24 protein-coding genes are annotated in these 22,435 nt (G+C 60.5%); 10 read left to right on the forward strand and 14 right to left on the reverse strand.

The window, feature by feature from the left end:
* Window positions 1–50: 50 nt before the first annotated feature.
* Both rpsB and ASD02_RS08900 read right to left on the reverse strand, forming a co-directional pair.
* Window positions 51–818, reverse strand: coding sequence for a 30S ribosomal protein S2 (gene rpsB / locus ASD02_RS08895; protein ID WP_038576045.1), 768 nt, complete (start codon window positions 816–818; stop codon window positions 51–53).
* Between the two features lie 180 nt (window positions 819–998).
* Window positions 999–1,826: a cell envelope integrity EipB family protein gene (locus ASD02_RS08900; RefSeq protein WP_025426817.1), complete on the reverse strand. Its 828-nt coding sequence runs from the start codon at window positions 1,824–1,826 to the stop codon at window positions 999–1,001.
* Window positions 1,827–1,970: 144 nt separating this feature from the next.
* Between ASD02_RS08900 and ASD02_RS08905 the strand changes: the two genes are divergently transcribed.
* Genes ASD02_RS08905 through ASD02_RS08920 form a run of 4 tightly spaced genes read left to right on the forward strand, consistent with a single transcriptional unit; the run spans window position 1,971 to window position 4,832 of the window.
* Window positions 1,971–2,438 carry a RidA family protein gene (locus tag ASD02_RS08905; RefSeq protein WP_025426816.1) on the forward strand — a complete coding sequence of 156 codons (468 nt, stop codon included), beginning with the start codon at window positions 1,971–1,973 and terminating at the stop codon, window positions 2,436–2,438.
* A 13-nt stretch (window positions 2,439–2,451) separates the two neighbouring features.
* A complete protein-coding gene (locus ASD02_RS08910) occupies window positions 2,452–3,177 on the forward strand; it encodes a glycerophosphodiester phosphodiesterase (RefSeq protein WP_057205061.1) in 726 nt (241 codons plus the stop codon).
* A 4-nt stretch (window positions 3,178–3,181) separates the two neighbouring features.
* Complete coding sequence (locus ASD02_RS08915; protein ID WP_057205064.1) at window positions 3,182–4,369, forward strand: GNAT family N-acetyltransferase; 1,188 nt, start codon at window positions 3,182–3,184, stop codon at window positions 4,367–4,369.
* Window positions 4,370–4,412: 43 nt separating this feature from the next.
* Window positions 4,413–4,832: an HIT family protein gene (locus ASD02_RS08920; protein WP_025426813.1), complete on the forward strand. Its 420-nt coding sequence runs from the start codon at window positions 4,413–4,415 to the stop codon at window positions 4,830–4,832.
* 156 nt (window positions 4,833–4,988) lie between these two features.
* Here the strand turns inward: ASD02_RS08920 and ASD02_RS08925 are convergent, their stop codons facing one another.
* The 9 genes from ASD02_RS08925 to ASD02_RS08960 form a co-directional block, all read right to left on the reverse strand.
* Window positions 4,989–5,333 carry an AzlD domain-containing protein gene (locus tag ASD02_RS08925; protein WP_038576042.1) on the reverse strand — a complete coding sequence of 115 codons (345 nt, stop codon included), beginning with the start codon at window positions 5,331–5,333 and terminating at the stop codon, window positions 4,989–4,991.
* Window positions 5,330–6,067, reverse strand: coding sequence for an AzlC family ABC transporter permease (locus ASD02_RS08930; RefSeq protein WP_025426811.1), 738 nt, complete (start codon window positions 6,065–6,067; stop codon window positions 5,330–5,332). Before ASD02_RS08930 ends, ASD02_RS08925 begins: the two co-directional genes overlap by 4 nt.
* 83 nt (window positions 6,068–6,150) lie before the next feature.
* Window positions 6,151–8,670, reverse strand: coding sequence for an ATP-dependent Clp protease ATP-binding subunit ClpA (clpA, locus tag ASD02_RS08935; RefSeq protein ID WP_025426810.1), 2,520 nt, complete (start codon window positions 8,668–8,670; stop codon window positions 6,151–6,153).
* Between the two features lie 9 nt (window positions 8,671–8,679).
* The gene (clpS, locus tag ASD02_RS08940) at window positions 8,680–9,033 is read right to left on the reverse strand and encodes an ATP-dependent Clp protease adapter ClpS (RefSeq protein WP_025426809.1); all 354 of its coding nucleotides are present in this window, start codon (window positions 9,031–9,033) and stop codon (window positions 8,680–8,682) included.
* Between the two features lie 241 nt (window positions 9,034–9,274).
* Window positions 9,275–9,628 carry a phasin family protein gene (locus ASD02_RS08945; protein WP_025426808.1) on the reverse strand — a complete coding sequence of 118 codons (354 nt, stop codon included), beginning with the start codon at window positions 9,626–9,628 and terminating at the stop codon, window positions 9,275–9,277.
* On the reverse strand, window positions 9,612–9,830 hold the full coding sequence (locus tag ASD02_RS38050; RefSeq protein WP_128090394.1) for a hypothetical protein: 219 nt from the start codon (window positions 9,828–9,830) through the stop codon (window positions 9,612–9,614). Before ASD02_RS38050 ends, ASD02_RS08945 begins: the two co-directional genes overlap by 17 nt.
* Window positions 9,831–9,862: 32 nt before the next feature.
* The gene (locus ASD02_RS08950) at window positions 9,863–10,066 is read right to left on the reverse strand and encodes a DUF3126 family protein (protein WP_003535016.1); all 204 of its coding nucleotides are present in this window, start codon (window positions 10,064–10,066) and stop codon (window positions 9,863–9,865) included.
* A 100-nt stretch (window positions 10,067–10,166) separates the two neighbouring features.
* Entirely contained in the window at window positions 10,167–10,994 is an 828-nt protein-coding gene (cysE, locus tag ASD02_RS08955; RefSeq protein ID WP_057220542.1) for a serine O-acetyltransferase, read from the reverse strand.
* Between the two features lie 100 nt (window positions 10,995–11,094).
* Window positions 11,095–11,880 (reverse strand): alpha/beta hydrolase, encoded by a 786-nt coding sequence (locus ASD02_RS08960; protein WP_025426806.1) that lies wholly within the window; start codon window positions 11,878–11,880, stop codon window positions 11,095–11,097.
* Window positions 11,881–12,059: 179 nt separating this feature from the next.
* Between ASD02_RS08960 and ASD02_RS08965 the strand changes: the two genes are divergently transcribed.
* Together ASD02_RS08965 and ASD02_RS08970 are read left to right on the forward strand one after the other, a co-directional pair.
* Window positions 12,060–12,305: a zinc-finger domain-containing protein gene (locus tag ASD02_RS08965; protein WP_025426805.1), complete on the forward strand. Its 246-nt coding sequence runs from the start codon at window positions 12,060–12,062 to the stop codon at window positions 12,303–12,305.
* 11 nt (window positions 12,306–12,316) lie between these two features.
* Window positions 12,317–13,483, forward strand: coding sequence for an FAD-dependent monooxygenase (locus tag ASD02_RS08970; protein WP_057220543.1), 1,167 nt, complete (start codon window positions 12,317–12,319; stop codon window positions 13,481–13,483).
* Between the two features lie 6 nt (window positions 13,484–13,489).
* Here ASD02_RS08970 and ASD02_RS08975 read toward each other — a convergent pair whose 3' ends face one another.
* On the reverse strand, window positions 13,490–14,680 hold the full coding sequence (locus ASD02_RS08975) for a cystathionine beta-lyase (protein ID WP_025426803.1): 1,191 nt from the start codon (window positions 14,678–14,680) through the stop codon (window positions 13,490–13,492).
* 340 nt (window positions 14,681–15,020) lie between these two features.
* Here ASD02_RS08975 and ASD02_RS08980 point away from each other — a divergent pair, with 340 nt between their 5' ends.
* The 4 genes from ASD02_RS08980 (at window position 15,021) to ASD02_RS08995 (ending at window position 19,286) form a co-directional block, all read left to right on the forward strand.
* Complete coding sequence (locus ASD02_RS08980) at window positions 15,021–16,046, forward strand: amino acid ABC transporter substrate-binding protein (RefSeq protein ID WP_025426802.1); 1,026 nt, start codon at window positions 15,021–15,023, stop codon at window positions 16,044–16,046.
* 93 nt (window positions 16,047–16,139) lie between these two features.
* A complete protein-coding gene (locus ASD02_RS08985; RefSeq protein WP_025426801.1) occupies window positions 16,140–17,333 on the forward strand; it encodes an amino acid ABC transporter permease in 1,194 nt (397 codons plus the stop codon).
* Window positions 17,334–17,337: 4 nt separating this feature from the next.
* A complete protein-coding gene (locus tag ASD02_RS08990) occupies window positions 17,338–18,495 on the forward strand; it encodes an amino acid ABC transporter permease (protein ID WP_025426800.1) in 1,158 nt (385 codons plus the stop codon).
* 14 nt (window positions 18,496–18,509) lie between these two features.
* Window positions 18,510–19,286 (forward strand): amino acid ABC transporter ATP-binding protein, encoded by a 777-nt coding sequence (locus ASD02_RS08995; protein WP_025426799.1) that lies wholly within the window; start codon window positions 18,510–18,512, stop codon window positions 19,284–19,286.
* A gap of 77 nt (window positions 19,287–19,363) precedes the next feature.
* Here the strand turns inward: ASD02_RS08995 and ASD02_RS09000 are convergent, their stop codons facing one another.
* Window positions 19,364–20,884 (reverse strand): caspase family protein, encoded by a 1,521-nt coding sequence (locus ASD02_RS09000; protein ID WP_057220544.1) that lies wholly within the window; start codon window positions 20,882–20,884, stop codon window positions 19,364–19,366.
* Window positions 20,881–22,434: a caspase family protein gene (locus ASD02_RS09005; RefSeq protein ID WP_025426797.1), complete on the reverse strand. Its 1,554-nt coding sequence runs from the start codon at window positions 22,432–22,434 to the stop codon at window positions 20,881–20,883. The genes ASD02_RS09000 and ASD02_RS09005 overlap by 4 nt, the downstream gene beginning before the upstream one ends.
* Window position 22,435 lies beyond the last annotated feature (1 nt).

A 22,435-nucleotide genomic window follows, 5' to 3' on the forward strand; every position in this document is an offset into this window, starting at 1 on the left:
CGCCCCGACATTAGATTGGTGCGGCGGTTCATGCCCGCCGCGCCTTCCGATCAGGCTTCGGAGGCTTCGTCGAGCGCCGGCTCGATCATAGCTTCAGCCGATGCGCCGAGATCGCGGCCCGATGCGCCCTGCTGACGGGCAATGCCGTCGATGGCTGCACGAGCGATGAGATCGCAGTAAAGAGCGATCGCACGCGAGGCGTCGTCATTGCCCGGGATCGGGTAGTCGATCTGGTCCGGATCGCAGTTGGAGTCGATAACGGCAACAACCGGGATGCCAAGACGCTTGGCTTCGTCGATTGCAATCGATTCCTTGTTGGTGTCGATGATGAACATCAGGTCCGGCGTGCCGCCCATGTCGCGGATACCGCCGAGAGCGCGGTTGAGCTTTTCGCGTTCGCGCTCGAGGTTCAGGCGCTCCTTCTTCGTGAAGCCCGAAGCTTCCGAAGCGAGGATTTCGTCGAGCTTGCGCAGGCGCTGGATCGAGTTCGAAATCGTCTTCCAGTTGGTCATCATGCCGCCGAGCCAGCGAGCATTGACGTAGTACTGGGCCGAACGCTTGGCGGCGTCAGCAATGATTTCCGAAGCCTGGCGCTTGGTGCCGACGAACAGAACGCGGCCGCCGTTGGCGACGGTGTCGCTTACGATCTGCAGGGCGCGCGACAGCATCGGAACCGTCTGTGCGAGGTCGATGATGTGAACGTTGTTACGATCGCCGAAGATGTAGGGCTTCATCTTCGGGTTCCAGCGATGCGTCTGGTGGCCGAAGTGAACACCAGCTTCAAGCAGCTGGCGCATGCTAAAATCAGGCAATGCCATGCCTTTTCTCCTTTTCCGGTTGAACCTCCGCGAGACGTCGAGCTCATCTTTCGAAAAGCCCACCGGCGGAACGATCCGGATTTCTCCCGGAACATCCCATGCCTCACGTGTGGAATGGGCAGCCCCTTAGCGGCTACTGCCCGACAAATCAAGACTTGAAGTCTGTTTTTGTCATATCGACTACTTGCATTCCTCCGATTTGAAGACTTCGAGGTCGGCAAGCTTGCCGCTCAGCACGAAGTCGCCGTAATCCATCGTCAGGTCGCGGGTGATGCCGTTTTCGTAGAGTTTGAACGACATGCGGTAGATCGGCAGCGCGTCGCTGCTGTTGTCGTCGTTGAAATAGGAAATGGTGACCGGCCAATAATTCTCGGCGCCGAGCTTGCCGGCCTTGCCTGCATCCGGCTCATCGGGCGCCGGTTTACGCGACTTGCCGACGAAGGTCGAGGTGATCAGCGTCTTGTCGCCCGAATCGGAACCATCGAAGATCCGTGCCTCGAAAAAGCTCTCGCCCTTCTTGGCACGATCGATGACTTCGACCATGTGCTGGGTCGGAAACCGGCTTGCAGCCAGCTCGACCTCGCGCTTGTCCGGCGCGGTCAGCTCGACCTTGACGCCGGTCTTGTCGTCATGGGCCGTGCCGCGCACCTCCTTGTCGAGCTTTTCGTCGGTGAAGGAGCGGGTCAGAAAGCGGAAGTTGCCCGACTTCAGATCCTCATAGGTGGTCGTCTGCTGGTCGGTCATGCGCGTTTCTTCGCCGGTATTCACCTGCGTCACGAAACGGAAGCTGACCGTATACCCCTCGCAGGCCGATCCGTTGAACTCGTAGACCATGCGGCCGTACATGCCGGAGATACCCGAGCGGTCGGAAGCGTCTTTGAGTTCGAGATCGTAGACCGCCCGATGTGGCACGAGGACACTGGCGCTTGCCGTACCGACGCCCGAAACCGTCATCACCGCGAAGCAGGCGCTGCCTAAACTGGCGAGACCGAAGCCTTTACGAAACATCCGTTTCCTCCTGTTGGACTCGCCGGCAATGCTATAAACAAGCTTTCGGCAGAAGCGAGGCGTCACCACATTTAAATGCCGCATCCCGCTGCGATCCGGTCTGAATGCCGGATTTTAACACAAAAGACAACAACGGAGCTTTCCATGTCCGCAGAGATCGAAACGCGCCTCAAGGACCTCGGCGTCACCCTTCCCCAGGCTGCAGCCCCGGCGGCGAACTATGTGCCCTACGTCATCAGCGGCTCGATGCTCTACATCTCCGGACAGCTGCCAATGGAAGGCGGAAAGATCGCCGTTACCGGCCATGTGGGCAAGGACGTTGACGTCGCGGGCGCCCAGCGCGCCGCCGAACTCTGCGCGATCAACATTCTGGCACAAGCCAAATCCGCACTTGGCGGCGACCTCGGCCGCATCCGCCGGCTGGTCAAGATCAACGGCTTCGTTGCCTCGACACCAGAGTTCATCGAACAGCATCTCGTCCTCAACGGCGCATCCAACCTGCTTGCAAACGTCCTTGGCGACGCCGGCAAGCACGCGCGCGCTGCCGTCGGCATGGCCGCCCTGCCCTTCAATGCCGCCGTCGAGATCGACGCGGTCATCGAGATCGCGTGATCGGGTGCCGGGCATGACAGATATTTCCTGGCTGAAAGCTCAACCGATCGCCCATCGCGGCTATCACGACATGAACAAGCAAGTCTGGGAAAACACGCTTTCGGCGTTTTCCCGCGCTGTTGATGCCGGCTTTGCGATCGAATGCGACCTGCAATACACCGCCGACAGCGTGCCGGTCGTCTTCCACGACGACGACACCGAGCGGCTGTGCGGCATCAAGGGTGACGTGCGATCGAGGACGGCCGGCGAGCTCGGCCTGATGTCCATCGGCGGAACGAAGGACAGGGTGCCAACGCTGTCGCAAATGCTTCGGCTCGTCAAAGGGCGCGTGCCGCTCATCATCGAGCTCAAGGGACGCAAGGACGACGACGAGGGGTTTGCCGCCGCCGTCCTGGAAACGCTCGAAGGCTACAAAGGCCATGTCGCCCTCATGAGCTTCGACCATTGGTTGCTCAAGGATCTGAAAGCGCTCGATGCACCCTATCCGCTCGGGTTGACCGCCGAGGGGGCAAGGCCGGAGACCTTCTTCGTGCATGAAGAGGCCATGCAACTCGGCCTCGACTTCATCTCCTACCACTACGGCCATCTGCCGAACTCGTTCATCACCAAGGAACGTACGCTCGGCCGAACGATCATCACCTGGACCGTTCGCGACAGGCAGGCTGAAGAATATACCTACGCCAACGCCGATCAGATGACCTTCGAGGGTTTCGACCCGCGGGAGGCATTGATTTCCTGAGCTCATGTCCGACGCCGTCACCATCCGCATAGAGCAATCCTTCTCCGAGATACCGGCGGCGCGCTGGAACATGCTTTCCGGCGCGGCGAAGGGACGAGACGGGGCGGTCTACAACCCGTTCGTCTCGCACGCCTATCTCTCGGCGCTGGAGGAATCGGGTTCGGCCACGGCCAAAAGCGGCTGGCTCGGCCAACACCTGCTGATGGAGGGCGCTGACGGAGAGCTTCTTGGGGCGCTCGTCTGCTATCTGAAAAACCATAGCCAGGGCGAATATGTCTTCGACCACGGCTGGGCGGATGCGTTCGAGCGCGCCGGCGGTCGTTATTACCCCAAACTTCAAGGCTCCATTCCCTTCACGCCCGCAACCGGACCGAGGCTCCTGACGGTTTCGGGCCAAGACGGCTCGCCCGTACAGGACGGGCTTGCGGCAGGTCTGAAGGAGCTTGCACGGCGGCATGACGCCTCATCGGCGCATGTGACCTTCGTCCCGGATGCCGAGATGCCGGTATTCGAACGGGCAGGTTTCCTGCATCGAACCGACCAGCAGTTCCATTTCCTGAACGAAGGCTATGGCACGCACGGCGAATTCCTGGAAACGCTGGCATCCAGAAAGCGCAAGGCCCTGAAGAAGGAGCGTCGCGCCGCACTCGAAAACGGCATCACGATCGACTGGTTGACCGGCAGCGATCTGACGGAAGCAATCTGGGACCAGTTCTTCACGTTCTACATGGACACCGGCGACCGCAAATGGGGGCGCCCCTATCTCACCCGCGCCTTCTATTCGCTGATCGGCGAGCGCATGGCGGACGACATTGTGCTGGTGATGGCACGGCGCAACGGCCGCTATATCGCAGGCGCGATCAACTTCATCGGCGGCGACGCGCTCTATGGCCGCCACTGGGGCTGCATCGAGGAGCACCCCTTCCTGCATTTCGAAGTCTGCTATCACCAGGCCATCGATTTCGCCATCGCAAAGTGCCTCAAACGCGTGGAAGCCGGCGCGCAGGGCGAGCACAAGCTCGCCCGCGGCTACATGCCGGTCACGACGCATTCAGCGCACTACATCAGCCATCCCGGCCTCGCCCGGGCGGTCTCGGACTATCTCGTTCGCGAACGAAGGGATGTGGAAGAGACGGCTGAGTTTCTTGCCGAACACGGCCCTTTCCGCAAAGGTGAGCGCCAGGACGATTGAACCGCTCTCGGCGCTGGCCGGATCCAATCTACGAGGAAATACAATGAGCGTTTACGACACCAACAACATCTTCGCGAAGATCCTGCGGGGCGAGATCCCGTCGCACCGGGTCTACGAGGACGATGCGACGATCGCCTTCATGGATGTGATGCCGCAGGCTGAAGGCCACATACTGGTCGTCCCCAAAGCCGCTTCCCGCAATCTGCTGGATGCCGACGCTACGAGCCTGCCGGCACTGATCACCGCCGTTCAGAAAATCGCCGTCGCAGCCAAGGAAGCCTTCGACGCCGACGGCGTGACGATCATGCAGTTCAACGAGGCTCCTGCCGGCCAGTCCGTCTTCCACCTGCACTTCCACGTTATCCCGCGGCGCGACGGAATTCCGCTGAAGCCGCATTCCGGCACGATGGAAGATGGCGCGGTATTGGCCGCCAACGCCGAGAAAGTGCGCCAGGCACTTTAAATGCGAATCTGACGGTCGCACCAGCGGCCGTCACCGGCTGCGTATTGAGCCCCTAAAGTATGTCCCGCAAAAGTGTTCAGCGGTTTTGCGATAACGACATACGCAAAAACAAAAGCTTAAAGCGCATCAAGTGAATCTGAAAGATCGCGACGCACTTTAGAAGCCCAGCCACCATAGGCCTGCAGCCAACGTTGCGATCGTTGTTGCTATGCCGATTGCCGGTTTGCGGCCAAGCAGGAAGAATGCCGTTGCCCCTATCGCGACGGCTCCCAGACGCAGCCATAACGGCGATTGCTCAAGAACGCCTGTCGGATAGAGTATGAGCTTGGCAATGACGGCTGCGACGAGCGCAGTCGCCACCGCCCTCACCCAGTTCAATGCCTCGGAATCGTCGCGCAGCCGGTTTCCGGCGATAACACCCAGCCAGCGCCAGATGTCGGTCGCGAGCCAGCCGGCGATCGCGATGAAGGCGTAGGCCCACCAACCGTCCTGCCAGGTCATGCGCCGATCTCCCGGCGACGGCGCCAGAGCCCTTCCACCGCCCAGGCCAGCGTGCCGCCGCCAACGCCTGCGAGCAGGATGTCAAATTCAGGGGCGAGCCAATAGAACAGCGGACTGGCGATAAGACCGAAGAGCAGCGCGATGTAGACCACCGGATGACGTGCCGAATGCCAGATCGAAGCCAGGAAGTAGATCGGCGTCAGGAAGAACAGGCAGCCGGCGACAATCGGCGGAAAATCGGCGACAAAGTGATAGACGATGGCGACCAACACCATGTTGGCGACGACGAGCGTGATGCCAAAGCCGGCGAAGAAGGCAACGCGCTTCTCGCGTGGCACCGCCTGCACCTTTTCCATGGCAAAGACCCAGGCGGTGATCGCGACAAAGTGCGACAAGAACAGCAGTAGCCATGTCGGCGTTTTCGCTGTGCGCAGCTCCGGAATGAGTGCTGCAACCATCGGCATCAACCGGACAGACGAAAGCGACACAGCGAGGAAAGCAGCCGCGAGACTGGCACCGCTCATCATCGAACTGACGAGAATGACCTTGGCCGGCAGTGCCCACACCATGCCGGTCATGAAAACGACCTGCTCCGGCGGAATTCCAGCCTGAGCCGTCAGGGAACAGAAGCCGACGAAGGACAGCATCAGGATAAAGGCCGGAAGGCTGAACAGGCCACGCATCCCAGTCAGAAACCAGACGACCGACGACTGGTCGTTTTCATCACTCTTCATCAGTCATTCCGGGATTGTTTTCATTCAGAGAAACGCTGCCGGATGAGACCATCCGGCAGCGCCAAACATCATGCCCGATCGGGCTACTTCTTGCGTGGCACCTTCGGCACCGTCTTGCCCTTTCGTGGGCTCGCCTCGCCGGCAGCCTTACCGTCGTCGTCCGAAGACGACTTGGTTGCTACCTTCTTCGGCTTGGCCTTCGGTGCCGGTTCAGCGCCGACGGCTTCCTTTTCCTCGGCCTTCTTCGGTTTGGCGCTCTTCATCGCGGGGCGGGTCACTTCCGCCTTCGGCCTGATTGGCGCCGTTTCCGGAACGGCATCAAGCAGCAACCCCTTGGTTCCGTCGGCCTTCGTGCCGATCGTCACGCGCAGTACGCCGCCCTTCTTCAACTTGCCGAACAGAATCTCGTCGGCGAGCGGTTTCTTGATGTGCTCCTGGATGACGCGGGCGAGCGGCCGCGCACCCATCTTCTCGTCGTAGCCCTTCTCGGCAAGCCACGCGATGGCATCGGGCGCCAGATCGAACGTGACGTTGCGTTCGGCCAACTGGGTTTCCAGCTGCATGACGAACTTCTGCACGACCTGATGGATTACCGGCGTCGGCAGCGATGCGAACGGGATGACCGCATCGAGACGGTTGCGGAACTCGGGCGTGAACAGGCGGTTCAACGCTTCTTCGTCCTCGCCGGTGCGCTTGGACGACCCGAAGCCGATAGCGGCCCGTGCCATTTCCGAAGCGCCCGCATTGGTCGTCATGATCAGGATGACGTTACGGAAGTCGATCTTCTTGCCGTTGTGATCCGTGAGCGAGCCATGGTCCATGACCTGCAGCAGGATGTTGAACAGGTCTGGATGCGCCTTCTCGATTTCGTCAAGCAGCAGCACGCAATGCGGATGCTGGTCGACGCCATCGGTCAGAAGGCCGCCCTGGTCGAAGCCGACATAGCCGGGAGGTGCACCGAGCAGACGCGATACGGTGTGCCGCTCCATGTATTCCGACATATCGAAACGTAGGAGCTCGACGCCGAGCGACGTCGCAAGCTGCTTGGCGACTTCGGTCTTGCCGACGCCGGTCGGACCGGAGAAGACGTAGCAGCCGATCGGCTTGTTCGGTTCACGCAGGCCCGCGCGGGCGAGCTTGATCGACGAGGCAAGCGCCTCGATCGCCAGATCCTGGCCGTAGACGACGGAACGCAGTTCCTTCTCGAGGTTGGCCAGCACCGCCTCGTCGTCCTTGGAGACGGTCTTCGGCGGAATGCGGGCCATTGTCGCGACGGTGGCTTCGATCTCCCGCTCGGTGATCAGCTTGCGGCGCTTGCTGACCGGCAGCAACATCTGGGCTGCACCGGATTCGTCGATCACGTCGATCGCCTTGTCCGGCAGCTTGCGGTCGTTGATGTAGCGGGCCGAAAGCTCGACCGCCGCCTTGATCGCCTCGTTCGAGTATTTCAGATGATGATAATCCTCGAAGTAGGGCTTCAGGCCTTTCATGATCTCGATGGTATCGGCGATCGTCGGCTCGTTGACGTCGATCTTCTGGAAGCGGCGCACCAGCGCGCGGTCCTTTTCGAAGAACTGCCGGTATTCCTTGTAGGTGGTCGACCCGATGCAGCGGATCGCGCCCGACGAAAGCGCAGGCTTCAACAGGTTCGACGCATCCATAGCGCCGCCTGAGGTGGCGCCGGCACCGATGACCGTATGGATTTCATCGATGAACAGCACCGCACCCGGGTAGTCCTCGAGTTCCTTGACGACCTGCTTCAGGCGCTCTTCGAAATCGCCGCGATAGCGCGTTCCGGCCAGCAGCGTGCCCATGTCGAGCGAAAAGATCGTCGCGTCCTGGAGCGCCTCCGGCACCTTCTTTTCGATGATGCGCTTGGCAAGGCCCTCGGCGATCGCCGTCTTGCCGACGCCGGGGTCGCCGACATAGAGCGGGTTGTTCTTCGAACGGCGGCAGAGAACCTGGATCGTGCGGTTGACCTCGGCGTGGCGGCCGATCAGAGGATCGATCTTGCCGGACTTCGCCTTTTCGTTGAGATTGACGCAATAGGCCGTCAGGGCATCCTGCTGCTTTTTGGCGCTTGCCTCTTCGTTTTCGCGTGCAGGCTTCTGCTCGGATTCGTGTTCCTCAGCTCCGCGCACCGGACGTGCCTCGGAGCTTCCCGGCCGTTTGCCGATACCGTGCGAGATGAAGTTGACCGCGTCGTAGCGCGTCATCTCCTGCTCCTGCAGGAAATAGGCGGCATGGCTCTCGCGCTCGGCGAAGATGGCAACGAGAACGTTCGCCCCCGTCACTTCCTCGCGTCCGGACGATTGGACATGAATGACGGCGCGCTGGATGACGCGCTGGAAACCGGCGGTCGGCTTCGAATCCTCGTCATAGCCGGTGATCAGGTTCGACAATTCGTTGTCGACATAATCTGTCACGGTCTTGCGCAGCGTCTCGAGATTGACGTTGCACGCGCCCATCACGGCCGCTGCGTCGGCATCGTCGATCAATGCCAGAAGCAGATGCTCAAGCGTCGCATATTCGTGGTGGCGCTCGTTGGCAAAAGTCAGTGCCTGGTGCAGCGCCTTTTCGAGGCTGGGCGAAAATGTTGGCACGTTAGTTCCTCATTTCTTTTCCATGACGCATTGCAACGGATGCTGATGCTGGCGGGCGAAATCCATCACCTGCGTCACCTTCGTTTCGGCGACTTCGTACGTAAAGACGCCGCACTCCCCCACACCGTGATTGTGGACGTGGAGCATAATGCGAGTCGCCTCTTCCGGGTTCTTCTGAAAAAAACGTTCCAGAATGTGGATGACAAACTCCATTGGCGTGTAATCGTCATTCAAAAGCAGAACGCGATACAAACTCGGCTTCTTGGTCTTCGGCTTGGTGCGCGTGATGACGGAGGTGCTGCGATTGCTTCCGCCTCCTTCGTCGTCGCTTCCTTGCTGCATCCGGACCGGCATGGCGATCATTCGTGTCTTTTCCTTAGTACAAGCCGCGGATCCATCTGATGTGGCCGCAGCGTGCTTGCCCTTTATCTAATGGTTCGTTTCTAGATTTTAAGACCGAACCAACGCACTGCAATCATAATCGCACGGAGAGGCAGAAGATTGATCAACTTTCTTCGATCCACCGCGAAGTGCGCGAAACAGCAAAAAGGCCGGTCGCTGTATCGGCGACCGGCCTTCCAAATGACGGCAATGATCCGTTGCGTTACGCGGCAGCAGCAGCCTTGACCGCTGCGGTTGCCTTGGCAACCGGCGCTTCGTACGGCTTGTAGGCGTCCTTGGCGAGGTCGGCATACATCTCGCCGATCTTGGTTGCCTCGGCAAAGAAGCCTTCATAGCTCGACTTCAGGAAATTGGTCTGCAGTTCGAAGGCCGTCTCGACGCTCTTGACGCTGGAGAGCTTCTCCACATGGGCAACGCTGTCTTCGAAGGACTTCTTGGAAAAATCGGCAGCCTCGGTCGCAATGGCCTGAAGGCCCTTGGTCCAGGCGGAATAGCTTTTCACAGCCACGTCAATGGCTTCTTTGCTTTTCTTGTTTGCATCATCGAAGTTGAACATCGGGTGTCTCCTTAGTGACGGCCTGATCTGAAGGCTTTAGTTTATGTGCACTGCACAAAAAGTCAAGTCCAGCGTGCAGTGCAATAAAACACAATACTTGCAACAGCTTGATGAAAAAACGCAGCCGACGTTCAAAATTCTTCGACTTTACGCCCTGAAAAAACATGAAAGCATTGAAAAACCCGGCGCGATCGCTCGCCACCGGGTCATTTCCTGAAACCATCGATCAGCGACTTAGAGGTCGATGTCAAGGATCGCCATGGAGAAGTTGTAGGACAGTTCGCCATCTTCTTCGTCGCGGAAGACGACGCCGAGGAATTCGTCACCGAGATAGACTTCAGCCGACTCGTCCTTCTTCGGGCGAGCCTTGACGACCATCGACTGGTTGAACGTGCGCTTGAGGTAGGCTTCAAGCTTGCGGATTTCTTCGGGCTTCAAATGTCTTCTCCGTAGCCGTTTTTGATGTGCGGCGCTTCTCGCACGCTGCATTGGCGGGTGTAAACCCCTCGAAAGCAGCTACGCACCGGTTCCCGATGGTTCAAATTTCGAAGCTGCTCAGGATCTGGTCCATCTGGCGCGACGGTTCGGAACACCCGGCTTCGCCGACGACCTTGGCGGGAACGCCCGCAACCGTCGTTTTCGGCGGCACCGGTTTGAGGACGACCGAGCCGGCAGCAATGCGCGAGCAGTGGCCGATGTGGATATTGCCGAGGATCTTGGCGCCTGCACCGATCAGCACGCCGTCGGCGATCTTCGGATGACGGTCGCTGCCTTCCTTGCCGGTGCCGCCAAGCGTGACCCCATGCAGGATTGAAACGTTGTCGCCGATGACAGCGGTTTCGCCGACCACCAGCCCGGTGGCGTGATCGAGGAAGATACCGCGGCCGATCCGGGCAGCCGGATTGATGTCGGTCTGGTAGACGCTGGATGCCCTGCTCTGCAGATAGAACGCGAAATCCCGGCGCCCGCGCTTCAGGAGCCAATGGGCGAGACGGTGCGTCTGGATCGCGTGAAAGCCTTTGAAGTAAAGCACGGGCTCAAGGAAGCGGGTGCAGGCCGGGTCTCGATCGTAGACGGCCTGGATGTCGACGCGCAGGATCGCGGCCCATTCCGGCCAATCCTCCAGCATTTCGGCAAATGTCTGCCGCAGCAGGTTCGCCTGCAGATCGGGATGATCGAGGCGCTCGCAGATACGGTAGATGACGCTTTCTTCCAGCGAATGCTGGTTGACGACCGTCGAATAGAGGAACGCTGCCAGCATCGGATCCTGCTCGGCGGCAAGACGGGCCTCCTCGCGCAGGCTGCTCCAGATCGGGTCCATCAACTTGAGGGATTCCGTCTGACGAAGTTCGGTCGTCGCGACCATCGTCGCACTCCTTCTTAATCGGTCGATGCCTTCAATATAGGGGAAATCCGGCAGGACATAAATGGCCGGGCCACAGTTCGACCAGAGGTCGTAGACACACCTAAGCTCGCCCCACCTCTTCGAGAAATTCGAGTACCGCCTTCTTGAACACCCGATCACCGACCGCAAGCATATGGTCCCTGCCCGGAATATCAAGCGCACAGGCATTCGGCATCAGGTCTGCAAGTTCCTGCGGCGAGCCGGCGATATCGTCCGTTGTGCCGACGCCGATCAAGGTCGGAGCGTCGATGCGGCCCATATCCTCGGCGGTCAGAAGGTCACGCGACGTCGATATGCAGGCGGCCAGTGCCTGACGATCGCTCTTGGTCTGGTCGGCAAACGCGCGGAACATGCGGCCGCGTGCATGCGTCACCACATCGAGCGACGGCGCAACCAGCGCGTCGGCGATCGGGTCCCAATCGCCGACCCCGGTGACCATGCCCATACCGAGGCCACCGAACACCAGAGAGCGCACGCGGTCGGGATGGGCAAGCGCCAGGAATGCGGAGATGCGCGCGCCCATCGAATAGCCCATCACATGCGCCTCTGCGATGCCGAGATGCCCGAGCAGTGCGACCGCATCGCCGGCCATCTGCTGGGGATGGTAGAGGGCTGGATCGTATGGCTTGCTACTTTTGCCATGGCCACGGTTGTCGAACGCGATTACCCGGTAACCGGCATCGCCAAGCGTCTTCAGCCAGCCGGGAAAAACCCAGTTGACGTTGGCGCTCGAAGCAAAGCCGTGAACGAGCAGGATCGGCGCACCGGAAGGATCGCCCTCGTCGAAGAAGGCGATATCCAGCCCTTCATGCGTGAAGTGCGAAAATGGCGGCGGATTGAGATCCATCATTCTGGTCCTTGAGGCGGCATCGGTTTGGCGCAACCTAATTTGTCGTCCCGTAGAGGGGAACCCCGGCCCGGCAAAAACCACAGGTGCGGCGTGTTTGCCGCTACACTTTTGCAACAAAGCTCACTATGGTGCCGGCAAATTCGACCCTCAAAGACTTGCATACATCGGAGCATGACATGGCCGGCCACAGCATCCCCCATTTCCAGAATGACGGCGGACATCAGGCAATCGAGATCGGCGTCAAGGAATTCATGTGCACCGGCGCGTCCGTTCCCTACGACCACCCGCACATCTTCATCGACATGGGCGACGACAATGAAAAGGTCTGCTCCTACTGCTCGACGCTCTATCGCTACAATCCGAAGCTGAAGGCGACCGAAACCAACCCGCCGGGCTGTCTCTTCACCTTCCAGGCGACCTGATACCCGCGCGGATGTCAACCGCGGTCGCGATCGTCGGTGCCGGCATCGGCGGGCTCACGGCGGCCCTGTGCCTCGCGCATCGCGGCTTCGACGTCGACATTATCGAACAGGCGGCCGTTCTGACCGAAGTCGGCGCCGGGCTTCAGCTTTCCCCGAATGCATCGCGCATCCTCAGCGAACTCGGCTTGCTCGACGCGCTCGAATCCGTCTGGACCGAGCCGGATGCGATCACGCTCGTCGATGGAAAGTCGCTTCGCGCGCTTGCACGCGTTCCCTCGGGGCGTTTTGCCCGTGACCGCTGGAGCGCGCCCTACGGCGTGTTACACCGGGCAAGCCTTCAACGAATCCTGATTGCCGCCGTGACGGCCGAGCCGCGCTGCCGTCTCCACCTGGGACACCGCATCGAAGGCGATGCCGAACAGGCGATTGCCTCCACTACCGGGCGGACGCCGGCGCTGATCATCGGTGCCGATGGCATCTGGTCGCGCCTGCGCAATGCGATTGCGGGTGCTGGCACCGTCCAGTTTTCGGGCAATGTCGCCTGGCGCATGACGGTCACGCGCGCTGCCGTCGACAACCTTCTGCAGCCGGATCGCGTTACCGCCTTTCTTGGCGCACGGGCGCATCTTGTCGCCTATCCCCTGCGAGAAATTGGCGGCTTCAACCTGGTTGCGATCATCGAAGGCAAGGAAACCGACGGCGTCTGGGTCGGCAAGGATTCCGAAGTCAGGCGTCGCGACTACCTTGACGCCTTCTCAACCTGGAACAACGGCCTGCAAACATTGCTGAAAAACGCCGACGCGCCGACCTATTGGCCACTTTGCACAGTGACTGACGGCGCTTGGCAGGATGGGCGAAAGATCGTTCTGATCGGGGACGCTGCCCATGCGATGACGCCGTTTGCGGCGCAAGGCGCTGCCATGGCGATCGAAGATGCAGACGCACTTGCAGCCTGCCTCAGCAGCGCAAACGACATCAGCGAAGCGCTGAGGGCCTTCGAGGCCACACGCCGGCCACGCATCGCCCAAGTGCGCCGCCGCGCCGCTTTCAACCGCTTCGCCTACCACGCCCGCGGCCCGTTCCGGCTCGGGCGAGATATCGTCCTGTCGATGAAGGGTCCGGAAGCGCTCGCAGCCGATTTCGATTGGCTCTACGGCTACGGCGCTCCCGAACGCTAAAAACGGTCAGACTGCCCTTGCTGCGGCAAGTCCCGCCTCGATATCCCGGCGAATATCGGCAACATCCTCAAGACCGATCTGCAGGCGAAGGACCGGCCCCTCGGTCGGCGCCAACGCCACCTTTCGATCCGACAGGCCAACGTGAAGCGCCAGACTTTCGAAGCCGCCCCAGGAATATCCAAGGCCGAACAGCGACAGCGCATCGAGGAACGCGTGCGCCTTCGCCTTGAAGCGCTCGGGGCTTTCAGCTTTCAGCACGAAGGAAAAGATGCCGCTCGCCCCGGTAAAATCGCGCTTCCAGAGGTCGTGGCCGGGGAAGCTCGGAAGCGCCGGATGCAGAACGCGGGCAACCTCATCACGGCCTTCCAGCCACGTGGCGAGCGACAGCGCGCTTTCCTGGTGCCGCTCGAGGCGGATGCCCATGGTGCGCAGCCCGCGCAGGATCTGGTAGCTGTCATCCGGAGACACGCAGACGCCGAGCGTGACCATGGCTTCCGTCAGCGCCGGCCAATGGGCGGCGTTGGCGGAGACCGTGCCGAGCAGCACGTCGGAATGGCCTGAGGGATATTTGGTGGAAGCATGGATCGACACGTCGACGCCATGGTCGAGCGGTTTGAAATAGACCGGTGTCGCCCAGGTGTTGTCCATGGTGACAACGCAGCCGTGGCGGTGCGCGACGTCGGCTATCGCCCGGATATCCTGCATCTCGAACGTATTGGAGCCTGGCGCCTCCGTATGAACCAGGCGCGTGTTCGGGCGAACCAGGCTTTCGATCGCAGCGCCAATCATCGGGTCGTAATATTCGACGGTAACGCCGAGACGCTTCAGCATCGTGTCGCAGAAATGCCGGGTCGGGAAATAGACCGAATCGACGATGAGCGCATGGTCGCCGGACGAGAGATAGGCGAGGAACGGCACGGTGACGGCAGCAAGGCCCGAGGGAACGAGGATCGTGCCTGCAGCTCCCTCGAGCTCGTTGATCGCGTCACAGAGCGCATCCGTCGTCGGTGTGCCACGGGTGCCGTAGGTGTATTTCTGCTCGCGCGTCTCCATCGCCCTGGCGTTCGGGAACAGCACCGTGGACGCGTGAACGACCGGTGGATTGACGAAACCGAAATAGTCGGAAGGTTTGTTTCCGGTATGGGCCAGTCGGGTGTTGATACCCATCTTGCCATTCACATTGCCGCTGTCTGCCATTGAATATTCCGATGTTGAAAAACCGATCCGGAACTCTTCGAACGCCCTACAACCGCGGTCAAGTGGCAAAATCCGACAAAGGCGCTTTGCGACCGAAAGCAGCAGCCATTGACGAATTTTCGCCCAGCAATTGCCCGTTCTCTGCAAAACCTGCCTAAACTTCTGGCTTATTTCAGGTTTTTTACTCGCAAGTTCAGAAAATCGGCGACGTCTCTTGACCCTCATTGATTTTGAGCATGAGATAGATTGCACTCGCGCCATGAGGGTGGCGGAGGCTGCACGCGCAGGGAGACGCGCTGGTGCAGACGGGAACGAACGACAACAGAAAAAGGTTCTAAAAATGGCAAGAAGAATTCTGACAGCCCTCGTTGGCGCTGCTGTCATGGGGATTGGCGCACATGCGGCTTCGGCTGCGACACTCGATGACGTGAAGGCCAAGGGCTTTGTCCAATGCGGCGTGAATACCGGCCTCGCCGGCTTCGCTGCCCCGGACGCTTCGGGCAACTGGAGCGGATTCGACATTGATTATTGCAAGGCGATCGCTGCCGCGATCTTCGCGGATGGCTCCAAGGTAAAATACACACCCACTTCGGCCAAGGAACGTTTCCCGGCCCTGCAGTCCGGTGAAGTCGACGTGCTTGCCCGTAACACCACGTGGACGATCAACCGCGACACCGCTCTCGGCTTCAACTTCCGCCCGGTCAACTATTACGACGGCCAGGGCTTCATGGTCCGCAAGGGCCTGAACGTTAAGTCGGCCCTCGAACTCTCCGGCGCCGCCGTCTGCGTACAGACCGGCACCACCACCGAGCTCAACCTTGCCGACTATTTCAAGTCCAACAACCTGCAGTACAACCCGGTCGTCTTCGAAAAGCTCGACGAAGTGAACGCGGCCTATGACGCCGGTCGTTGCGACGTCTACACCACCGACCAGTCGGGCCTCTATTCGCTGCGCCTGACGCTTTCCAAGCCCGACGATCACATGATCCTGCCGGAAATCATCTCGAAGGAGCCGCTTGGTCCGGCCGTCCGCCAGGGTGACGACCAGTGGTTCGATATCGTCAGCTGGGTTCACTACGCGCTGATCCAGGCCGAAGAGTTCGGCGTCACGCAGGCAAACGTCGAAGAAATGAAGAAGTCCACCAACCCGGACGTTCAGCGCTTCCTCGGCGTCGAAGCTGACAGCAAGATCGGCACCGACCTCGGCCTCACCAACGAATGGGCCGTCAACGTCATCAAGGCAGTCGGCAACTACGGCGAAGTCTTCGACCGTAACATTGGCGCCGGCAGCCCGCTGAAGATCGAACGCGGCCTCAACGCGCTGTGGAGCAAGGGCGGAATTCAGTACGCTCCTCCGGTCCGTTAAGACGGCCCGACACGAAAGGGGGAAGCGGCACGCCGCTTCCCCATCCCAACGATAAAAACACCCAAAAGGGTGACAAGGGGAAAGAGGCATTGCATGGCGATTGGCGTCACAACTACGCCTGAGAAGAGCAAACCTTCGGGCTCGTTCATCAACGACCCGCAAGTGCGCGGGATATTTTACCAGGTCATAACCGTCGTTATCCTCGTTGCCGTCGTCTATTGGATAGCGGACAACACGATCGAAAACCTCAAGCGTGCGAACATCGCGTCCGGCTACGGCTTCCTCAAGGGGCGTGCCGGTTTCGACGTCGGACAGTCCTTGATCGCCTATACCAGCGATTCCACCTACGGGCGCGCGCTCGTCGTCGGTTTCGTCAATACGCTGCTGGTTGCCGTGACCGGCATCATCACCGCAACGATCATCGGCTTCATTGTCGGCATCGGGCGGCTCTCGCACAATTGGCTGATCGCGAAACTGTCACTCGCCTATGTCGAAGTGTTCCGCAACATCCCGCCGCTGCTGGTCATCTTCTTCTGGTACAGCGGCGTTCTGGCCGTGCTTCCGCAACCGCGGGAATCGGCAGCGCTGCCGCTCAACATCTTCCTCAACAACCGCGGCATTGCCTTTCCGAAGCCGGTCTTCGGCGACGGCTCGCAGTATGTCTTCTACGCGTTCGTGATCGCCGTCATCGCCAGCTTCTTCGTGGCCCGCTATGCGCGCATCAAGCAGGAAGCAACCGGACAGCGCCTCCCGGTTCTGTGGATAGTGCTAGGCCTCGTCGTCGGCCTCCCGCTCCTTGTCTTCCTTGCAACGGGTTCGCCGATCACCTTCGACGTGCCGGTCGCCGGCAAGTTCAACCTCACCGGCGGCTCGGTCATCGGACCGGAGTTCCTGTCGCTGTTCCTGGCGCTTTCCTTCTATACCGCAGCCTTTATCGCCGAAATCGTTCGGGCAGGTATCCGTGGCGTGTCAACGGGACAGACCGAGGCAGCCCACGCGCTGGGCGTCCGGCCCGGTCTCACGACCCGCCTCGTCGTCGTGCCGCAGGCGATGCGGATCATCATTCCGCCACTCACCAGCCAGTATCTCAACCTGACCAAGAACTCGTCGCTGGCGATCGCCATCGGCTACGCAGACTTGGTTGCCGTCGGCGGAACGATCCTCAACCAGACTGGTCAAGCGGTCGAGATCGTGTCGATCTGGATCATCGTCTACCTGTCGTTGAGCCTGTCGACGTCCTTGCTGATGAACTGGTTCAATGCCCGCATGGCCCTGGTGGAAAGGTAAGATCATGAACACGCACCAGGGAAATTTCGTCCGCACTTCGATGATCGAGGCTGCACCCGCTCCCATACTGACGGGCGGCCTTGCCTACTGGCTTCGCAAGAACCTCTTTGCGACGCCGAAGGATTCGATTCTTACGATCATAAGCCTGCTCGTGCTCGCCTGGCTCGTACCGCCGGCAGTGCAATGGCTCTTCATCGATGCCGCCTGGACGGGCGGCGGGCGTGGGGTCTGCGCCACCGTCGCACAGGGCGGCTCGCAGCCGGACGGCTGGAGCGGCGCGTGCTGGGCCTTCGTCAATGCCAAGTTCGACCAATTCCTCTTCGGGCGTTACCCGATCGAGGAGCGCTGGCGGCCGGCCCTCATCGGCATCCTGTTCATCCTGTTCCTGACGCCGATGCTGATCCCGAAGGTCCCCTACAAGAACATTAATGCGATCCTGCTTCTCGTCGTGCTACCGATCCTGTCGCTTATCCTTTTGCCAGGCGGTTGGTTTGGTCTGACCTTCGTCGAAACCCCACTGTGGGGCGGCCTGATGGTGACGCTGGTGCTGTCGTTCGTCGGCATCGCGGTATCGCTGCCCCTAGGCATCCTGCTTGCGCTTGGCCGAAAATCGACCATGCCGGTGATCAAGATGCTGTGCACGTTCTTCATCGAAGTTGTGCGCGGCATCCCGCTCATCACCGTTCTGTTCATGGCCAGTGTCATGCTGCCGCTGTTCCTGCCGCAGGGTGTGACCTTCGACAAGTTCCTGCGCGCGCTGATCGGCGTGTCGTTCTTCGCCTCCGCCTATATGGCCGAGGTGGTGCGCGGCGGTCTGCAGGCGATCGGCAAGGGGCAGTATGAGGGTGCCGATTCGCTCGGCCTCAGCTACTGGCAGAAGATGAACCTCATCGTGCTGCCGCAGGCGCTGAAGCTGGTGATCCCCGGCATCGTCAACACCTTCATCGGACTGTTCAAGGATACGTCGCTGGTTTCGATCATCGGCATGTTCGATCTGCTCGGCATCGTCCGGCTGAACTTCTCGGATGCCAACTGGGCCTCGGCGGTCACGCCGATCTCCGGGCTAATTTTCGCAGGCTTCATATTCTGGCTTTTCTGCTTTGGTATGTCGCGCTATTCAGGCTTCATGGAACGTGTGCTCGACACGGCCCATAAACGATAAAAGGGGGGAACCGCATGGCAAATACAGCCACTGCTTCCAAGATGACCGTATCCGCGACCGACGTTGCGGTCGAAATCAACGGAATGAACAAATGGTACGGGGACTTCCACGTTCTCCGTGACATCAACCTGAAGGTCATGAAGGGCGAGCGTATCGTCATCGCCGGCCCGTCGGGCTCCGGCAAATCGACGATGATCCGCTGCATCAACCGACTGGAAGAGCACCAGAAGGGCAAGATCGTCGTCGACGGCATCGAGCTCACCAACGACCTGAAGAAGATCGATGAAGTGCGCCGCGAAGTCGGCATGGTGTTCCAGCACTTCAACCTGTTCCCGCACCTGACTATCCTGGAAAACTGCACGCTTGCACCGATCTGGGTTCGCAAGATGCCGAAGAAGCAGGCCGAAGAAATCGCGATGCACTTCCTGAAGCGCGTCAAGATCCCAGAGCAGGCCCTCAAATATCCAGGCCAGCTTTCGGGCGGTCAGCAGCAGCGCGTGGCGATCGCCCGCTCGCTGTGCATGAAGCCAAAAATCCTGCTGTTTGATGAGCCCACTTCGGCGCTCGACCCGGAAATGGTCAAGGAAGTGCTCGATACGATGGTCGGCCTTGCTGAAGAAGGCATGACCATGCTGTGCGTGACCCACGAAATGGGTTTTGCCCGCCAGGTCGCCAACCGCGTGATCTTCATGGACCAGGGCCAGATCGTCGAACAGAACTCGCCTGCCGAGTTCTTCGACAATCCGCAGCATGAGCGCACCAAGCTCTTCCTCAGCCAGATCCTGCACTAGGCATCCGAGCTAGACTTCAAACAGAAAGCCCGCCTTTCCGGCGGGCTTTTTTGCTATCTGGCCGTCGTGAAATGCGGTCACTCGACGTGATAGCGCAGCATACCGACCGACCAGCGGATGCCGCGCTTATCCAGGTCCTCGGTCCAGGTCTTCTGCAACCGCGAGACTATTTCGCTCAAGGTCTCGCGCGCGCGGAGCTCGACCTTGAGTCCCCGTGCCTTCGGCGCGACCGCCGCCAGATCAACGGGATCGTTGACCACCAGGGCAACGAACGCACTCTCACCTTCGCCCGATGCTTCGAAGTCGAAGCCGTAATATTCGTCCGGCAGTGTCAAAGGCACGTTGGCGCTGAGTGGGGTAATCTTCTGCGCGAACTCGTTGGGAAAGATCTGGGTTGCTGCGCCCTCTGCATTGACGTCGAGCAGGATGAGGCTCCCGGCAATCTTGCTTGCGACCGTCAGCTTGAACACGTCACCGGCCTTCATCGACGTTGGCCTGTCGATGCCGAGGGTCACGTCACCAGCGTCGGCCTTGCCGACGATATCGCCGACCGCATCGATTGCATTCGCATCCTGATAGCTTACCTGGCCGGTACTGCTGCCGGTAACGGGCTGATACCGAGCCTTCGCATCCGCACGCGCCTGTACCGGCACTATGGCACTGGCACCGAGGTTCTGCGCCTTCGTCTCCAGTTGCGGGTCGAGGGTCTCGCATTTTTTCTGCGAGGCGCAGTAAGCGGCAGATTGCACCGTGACATATTCGAAAAGCTCGGCGTTGCTGGTCAGGCCATTGGCGTTCGCGTCCGCCGCCGCCCCCATCTGCCCGGCGACATAGGCCGCGGTGAAGACACCGTGACGGCTTTCGACGGGCAGCCGCACATCGTCCCAGGCCACCTGATAGGGCGCGCTTGCGCTCCAGGCAACGGTACCGCTTTCGTTGACGTGGGCCGGCTTGTCGACGACGCCGAGATCGATCCGCAGCCCGCGCGTCAGTGCCTGCTCCACCGGTTTCGCCACGGGGCGCGGTAGGAAACGCGCGCCGTCGATGCCTGCGGACACATCGTTGGAGAGCGACCGCGAGATCGTGCCAGAGTGACAGGCGTCGATCACCAGGGTCACCGCCCTGCCCTTCAAGCGTTCGAGGATGGCATCGAGCTCGTCATCAGTGATGGCGCCATCCCAATCCTTGTTCTTGGCGACCAGATCGAATGGCGCCAGCGCCCCATCCATGCCGTCGTCCTCGTCGTCATCGAGATCCGTCACCTGAAGACCGTGACCCGAATAATAGAGATAGGCCCGGTCACCGGGCTGCGTGCCCGCGACCAGCCATTCTTCGATCGACGACAGGATGGCCGCGCCCGTCGCCTGCTCATCCTTCAGTACTCGGATCGCGGAACGATCGAAGCCGAGTGTGCCTGTCAGCAATCCTTCCATGGCAACGAGGTCGTTTTTCGGGCCGTGCAGGAACAGCTTCGGCGGCAGGTTCTGATAGTTTCCTATCCCGATGAGCAAGGCCCGGTCCGCAGCCAAGACAGGCGAACAGGTCCCCAGCGCCATGAGCGGCAGCAGGAAACGCCAGACACCGATGTCCGCGGTCATTGCCCGCGCTCCCGCGTGTAGAGCGGTTGGATAGCGACGGCACTGTCGGTGCCGTCCAGCCGCTCTTCCAGAAGGCGCAGAAACTCGGATGCCTCGACGCCTGGGCTGGATAAAGCAGCAACCACCGCATCGATCGGGGCGTTTGTCGAGACGACCACAAGATGATCGGCGCCAAAAGGTTTGACCACCTCCAGGTCCCTGAGCTTGAACACATGGCTGCCGGAGCCCGAGACCTGGGCATCGAGAAGCTGGACTTCCCCGGTATTAGCCAGATTGAACACCAGCATGTTCGCGTATCCGGACTGCGGAGCGTCGAAGTTCAGGCGGTCGCCTGATGAATAGATGTCCTTGACCGGCGTCAGCGAGACTTTGCCCGGGTTCTGCGCGGCAAGCACCTTCAGGAAATCAAGAAGGATGAATTTATCGACCACACCCTGCACCATGTCGGCAGCGACATGTTCGCCGGCAACGTCGCCGTTCGGCGTGTAGAATGTGCCGCTCGTGGCATCCCATCGATAGGGAACACCGCTGCCACCGACATTTTCAAGCGTCGGCGCTGTGCCGTTGACGCTGAGCGCCAGCGTTCCTGTCCAACCCATGTCTCGGGCGGGCTTCAGCTTTGACGACCGGCCTGTTGCTGCTGCACCATTGCCGTCTGCCAGCGCCGCACTTCTCGGCAGCGACAGGACGATCTCCCTGTCCGATCGCGGCACCTGTGGTGTGAAGTTCGGCACCTGCAGCGCCTCGGACTGGAGCTTGACGTTGGAGAAGACGTAATCCTCGAGTTCGACCCGCGAAATCAGCCCGTCGCCATCGCGATCGGCGGCCCCCTCAAGCGCGCGGGCGAAACTCCAACTGAGCGCGCCGCGCGGCTCGCCTTCAATCACCACCTCCGGTGTCAGCTGGCTCTCAAGCGATGCGGCAAGGATAGTCACCTGCGACAGGTCCGCATCCTTCACCGCCGCGCCGGAAACCGCCTCTTGCGACGGCGGCGGCAACTGCGCCCGCACCGTCGGTGCGAGCCGCGTCTTGCCGGAGATCGATCGGTTCATGCCGCCGGAATAACAGCTGTCGGAGACAAACAGCACCTGGACACCCTTGGCCTCAGCTTCCGCGAACCAGGCATTGAGTTCATTGTCGACGATGATCTCCTTTGCCGTCTCCTCGGCCCGGCTACGATCGAATCCCGGCAACTCCAGAAACTCATCAAGCCCATCCGGCTCGCTGCCGGCGACAAGTTCCGGCATCTGGGCGCCGTGACCGGCATAAGTGAAGATGATCATGTCGCCTTTTGTCGCGGCACCGACAAGTTCCAGCCAGCCGGCGCGGATCGCGTCCTTCGTCGCCTTTTCGTTGATGAATTCGCGGATGGTGCCGACGTCCGCCGTCTTCAGTGCCTGGGCAACGTCGCGCGCATCCTTGACCGCGCCATCGAGGCTGACCTCATGCGGATAGACGTCGACGCCGACGACAAGCGCCGACGTGGCCGCCAGCGCCGGCAGACCCGCTAGACTAAAGAAAGCGCACGAAATCAGAGCCTTGCGCAGCACA

The sequence above is a fragment of the Ensifer sp. Root1252 genome (genome assembly GCF_001425885.1).
Lineage (GTDB): Bacteria > Pseudomonadota > Alphaproteobacteria > Rhizobiales > Rhizobiaceae > Ensifer > Ensifer canadensis.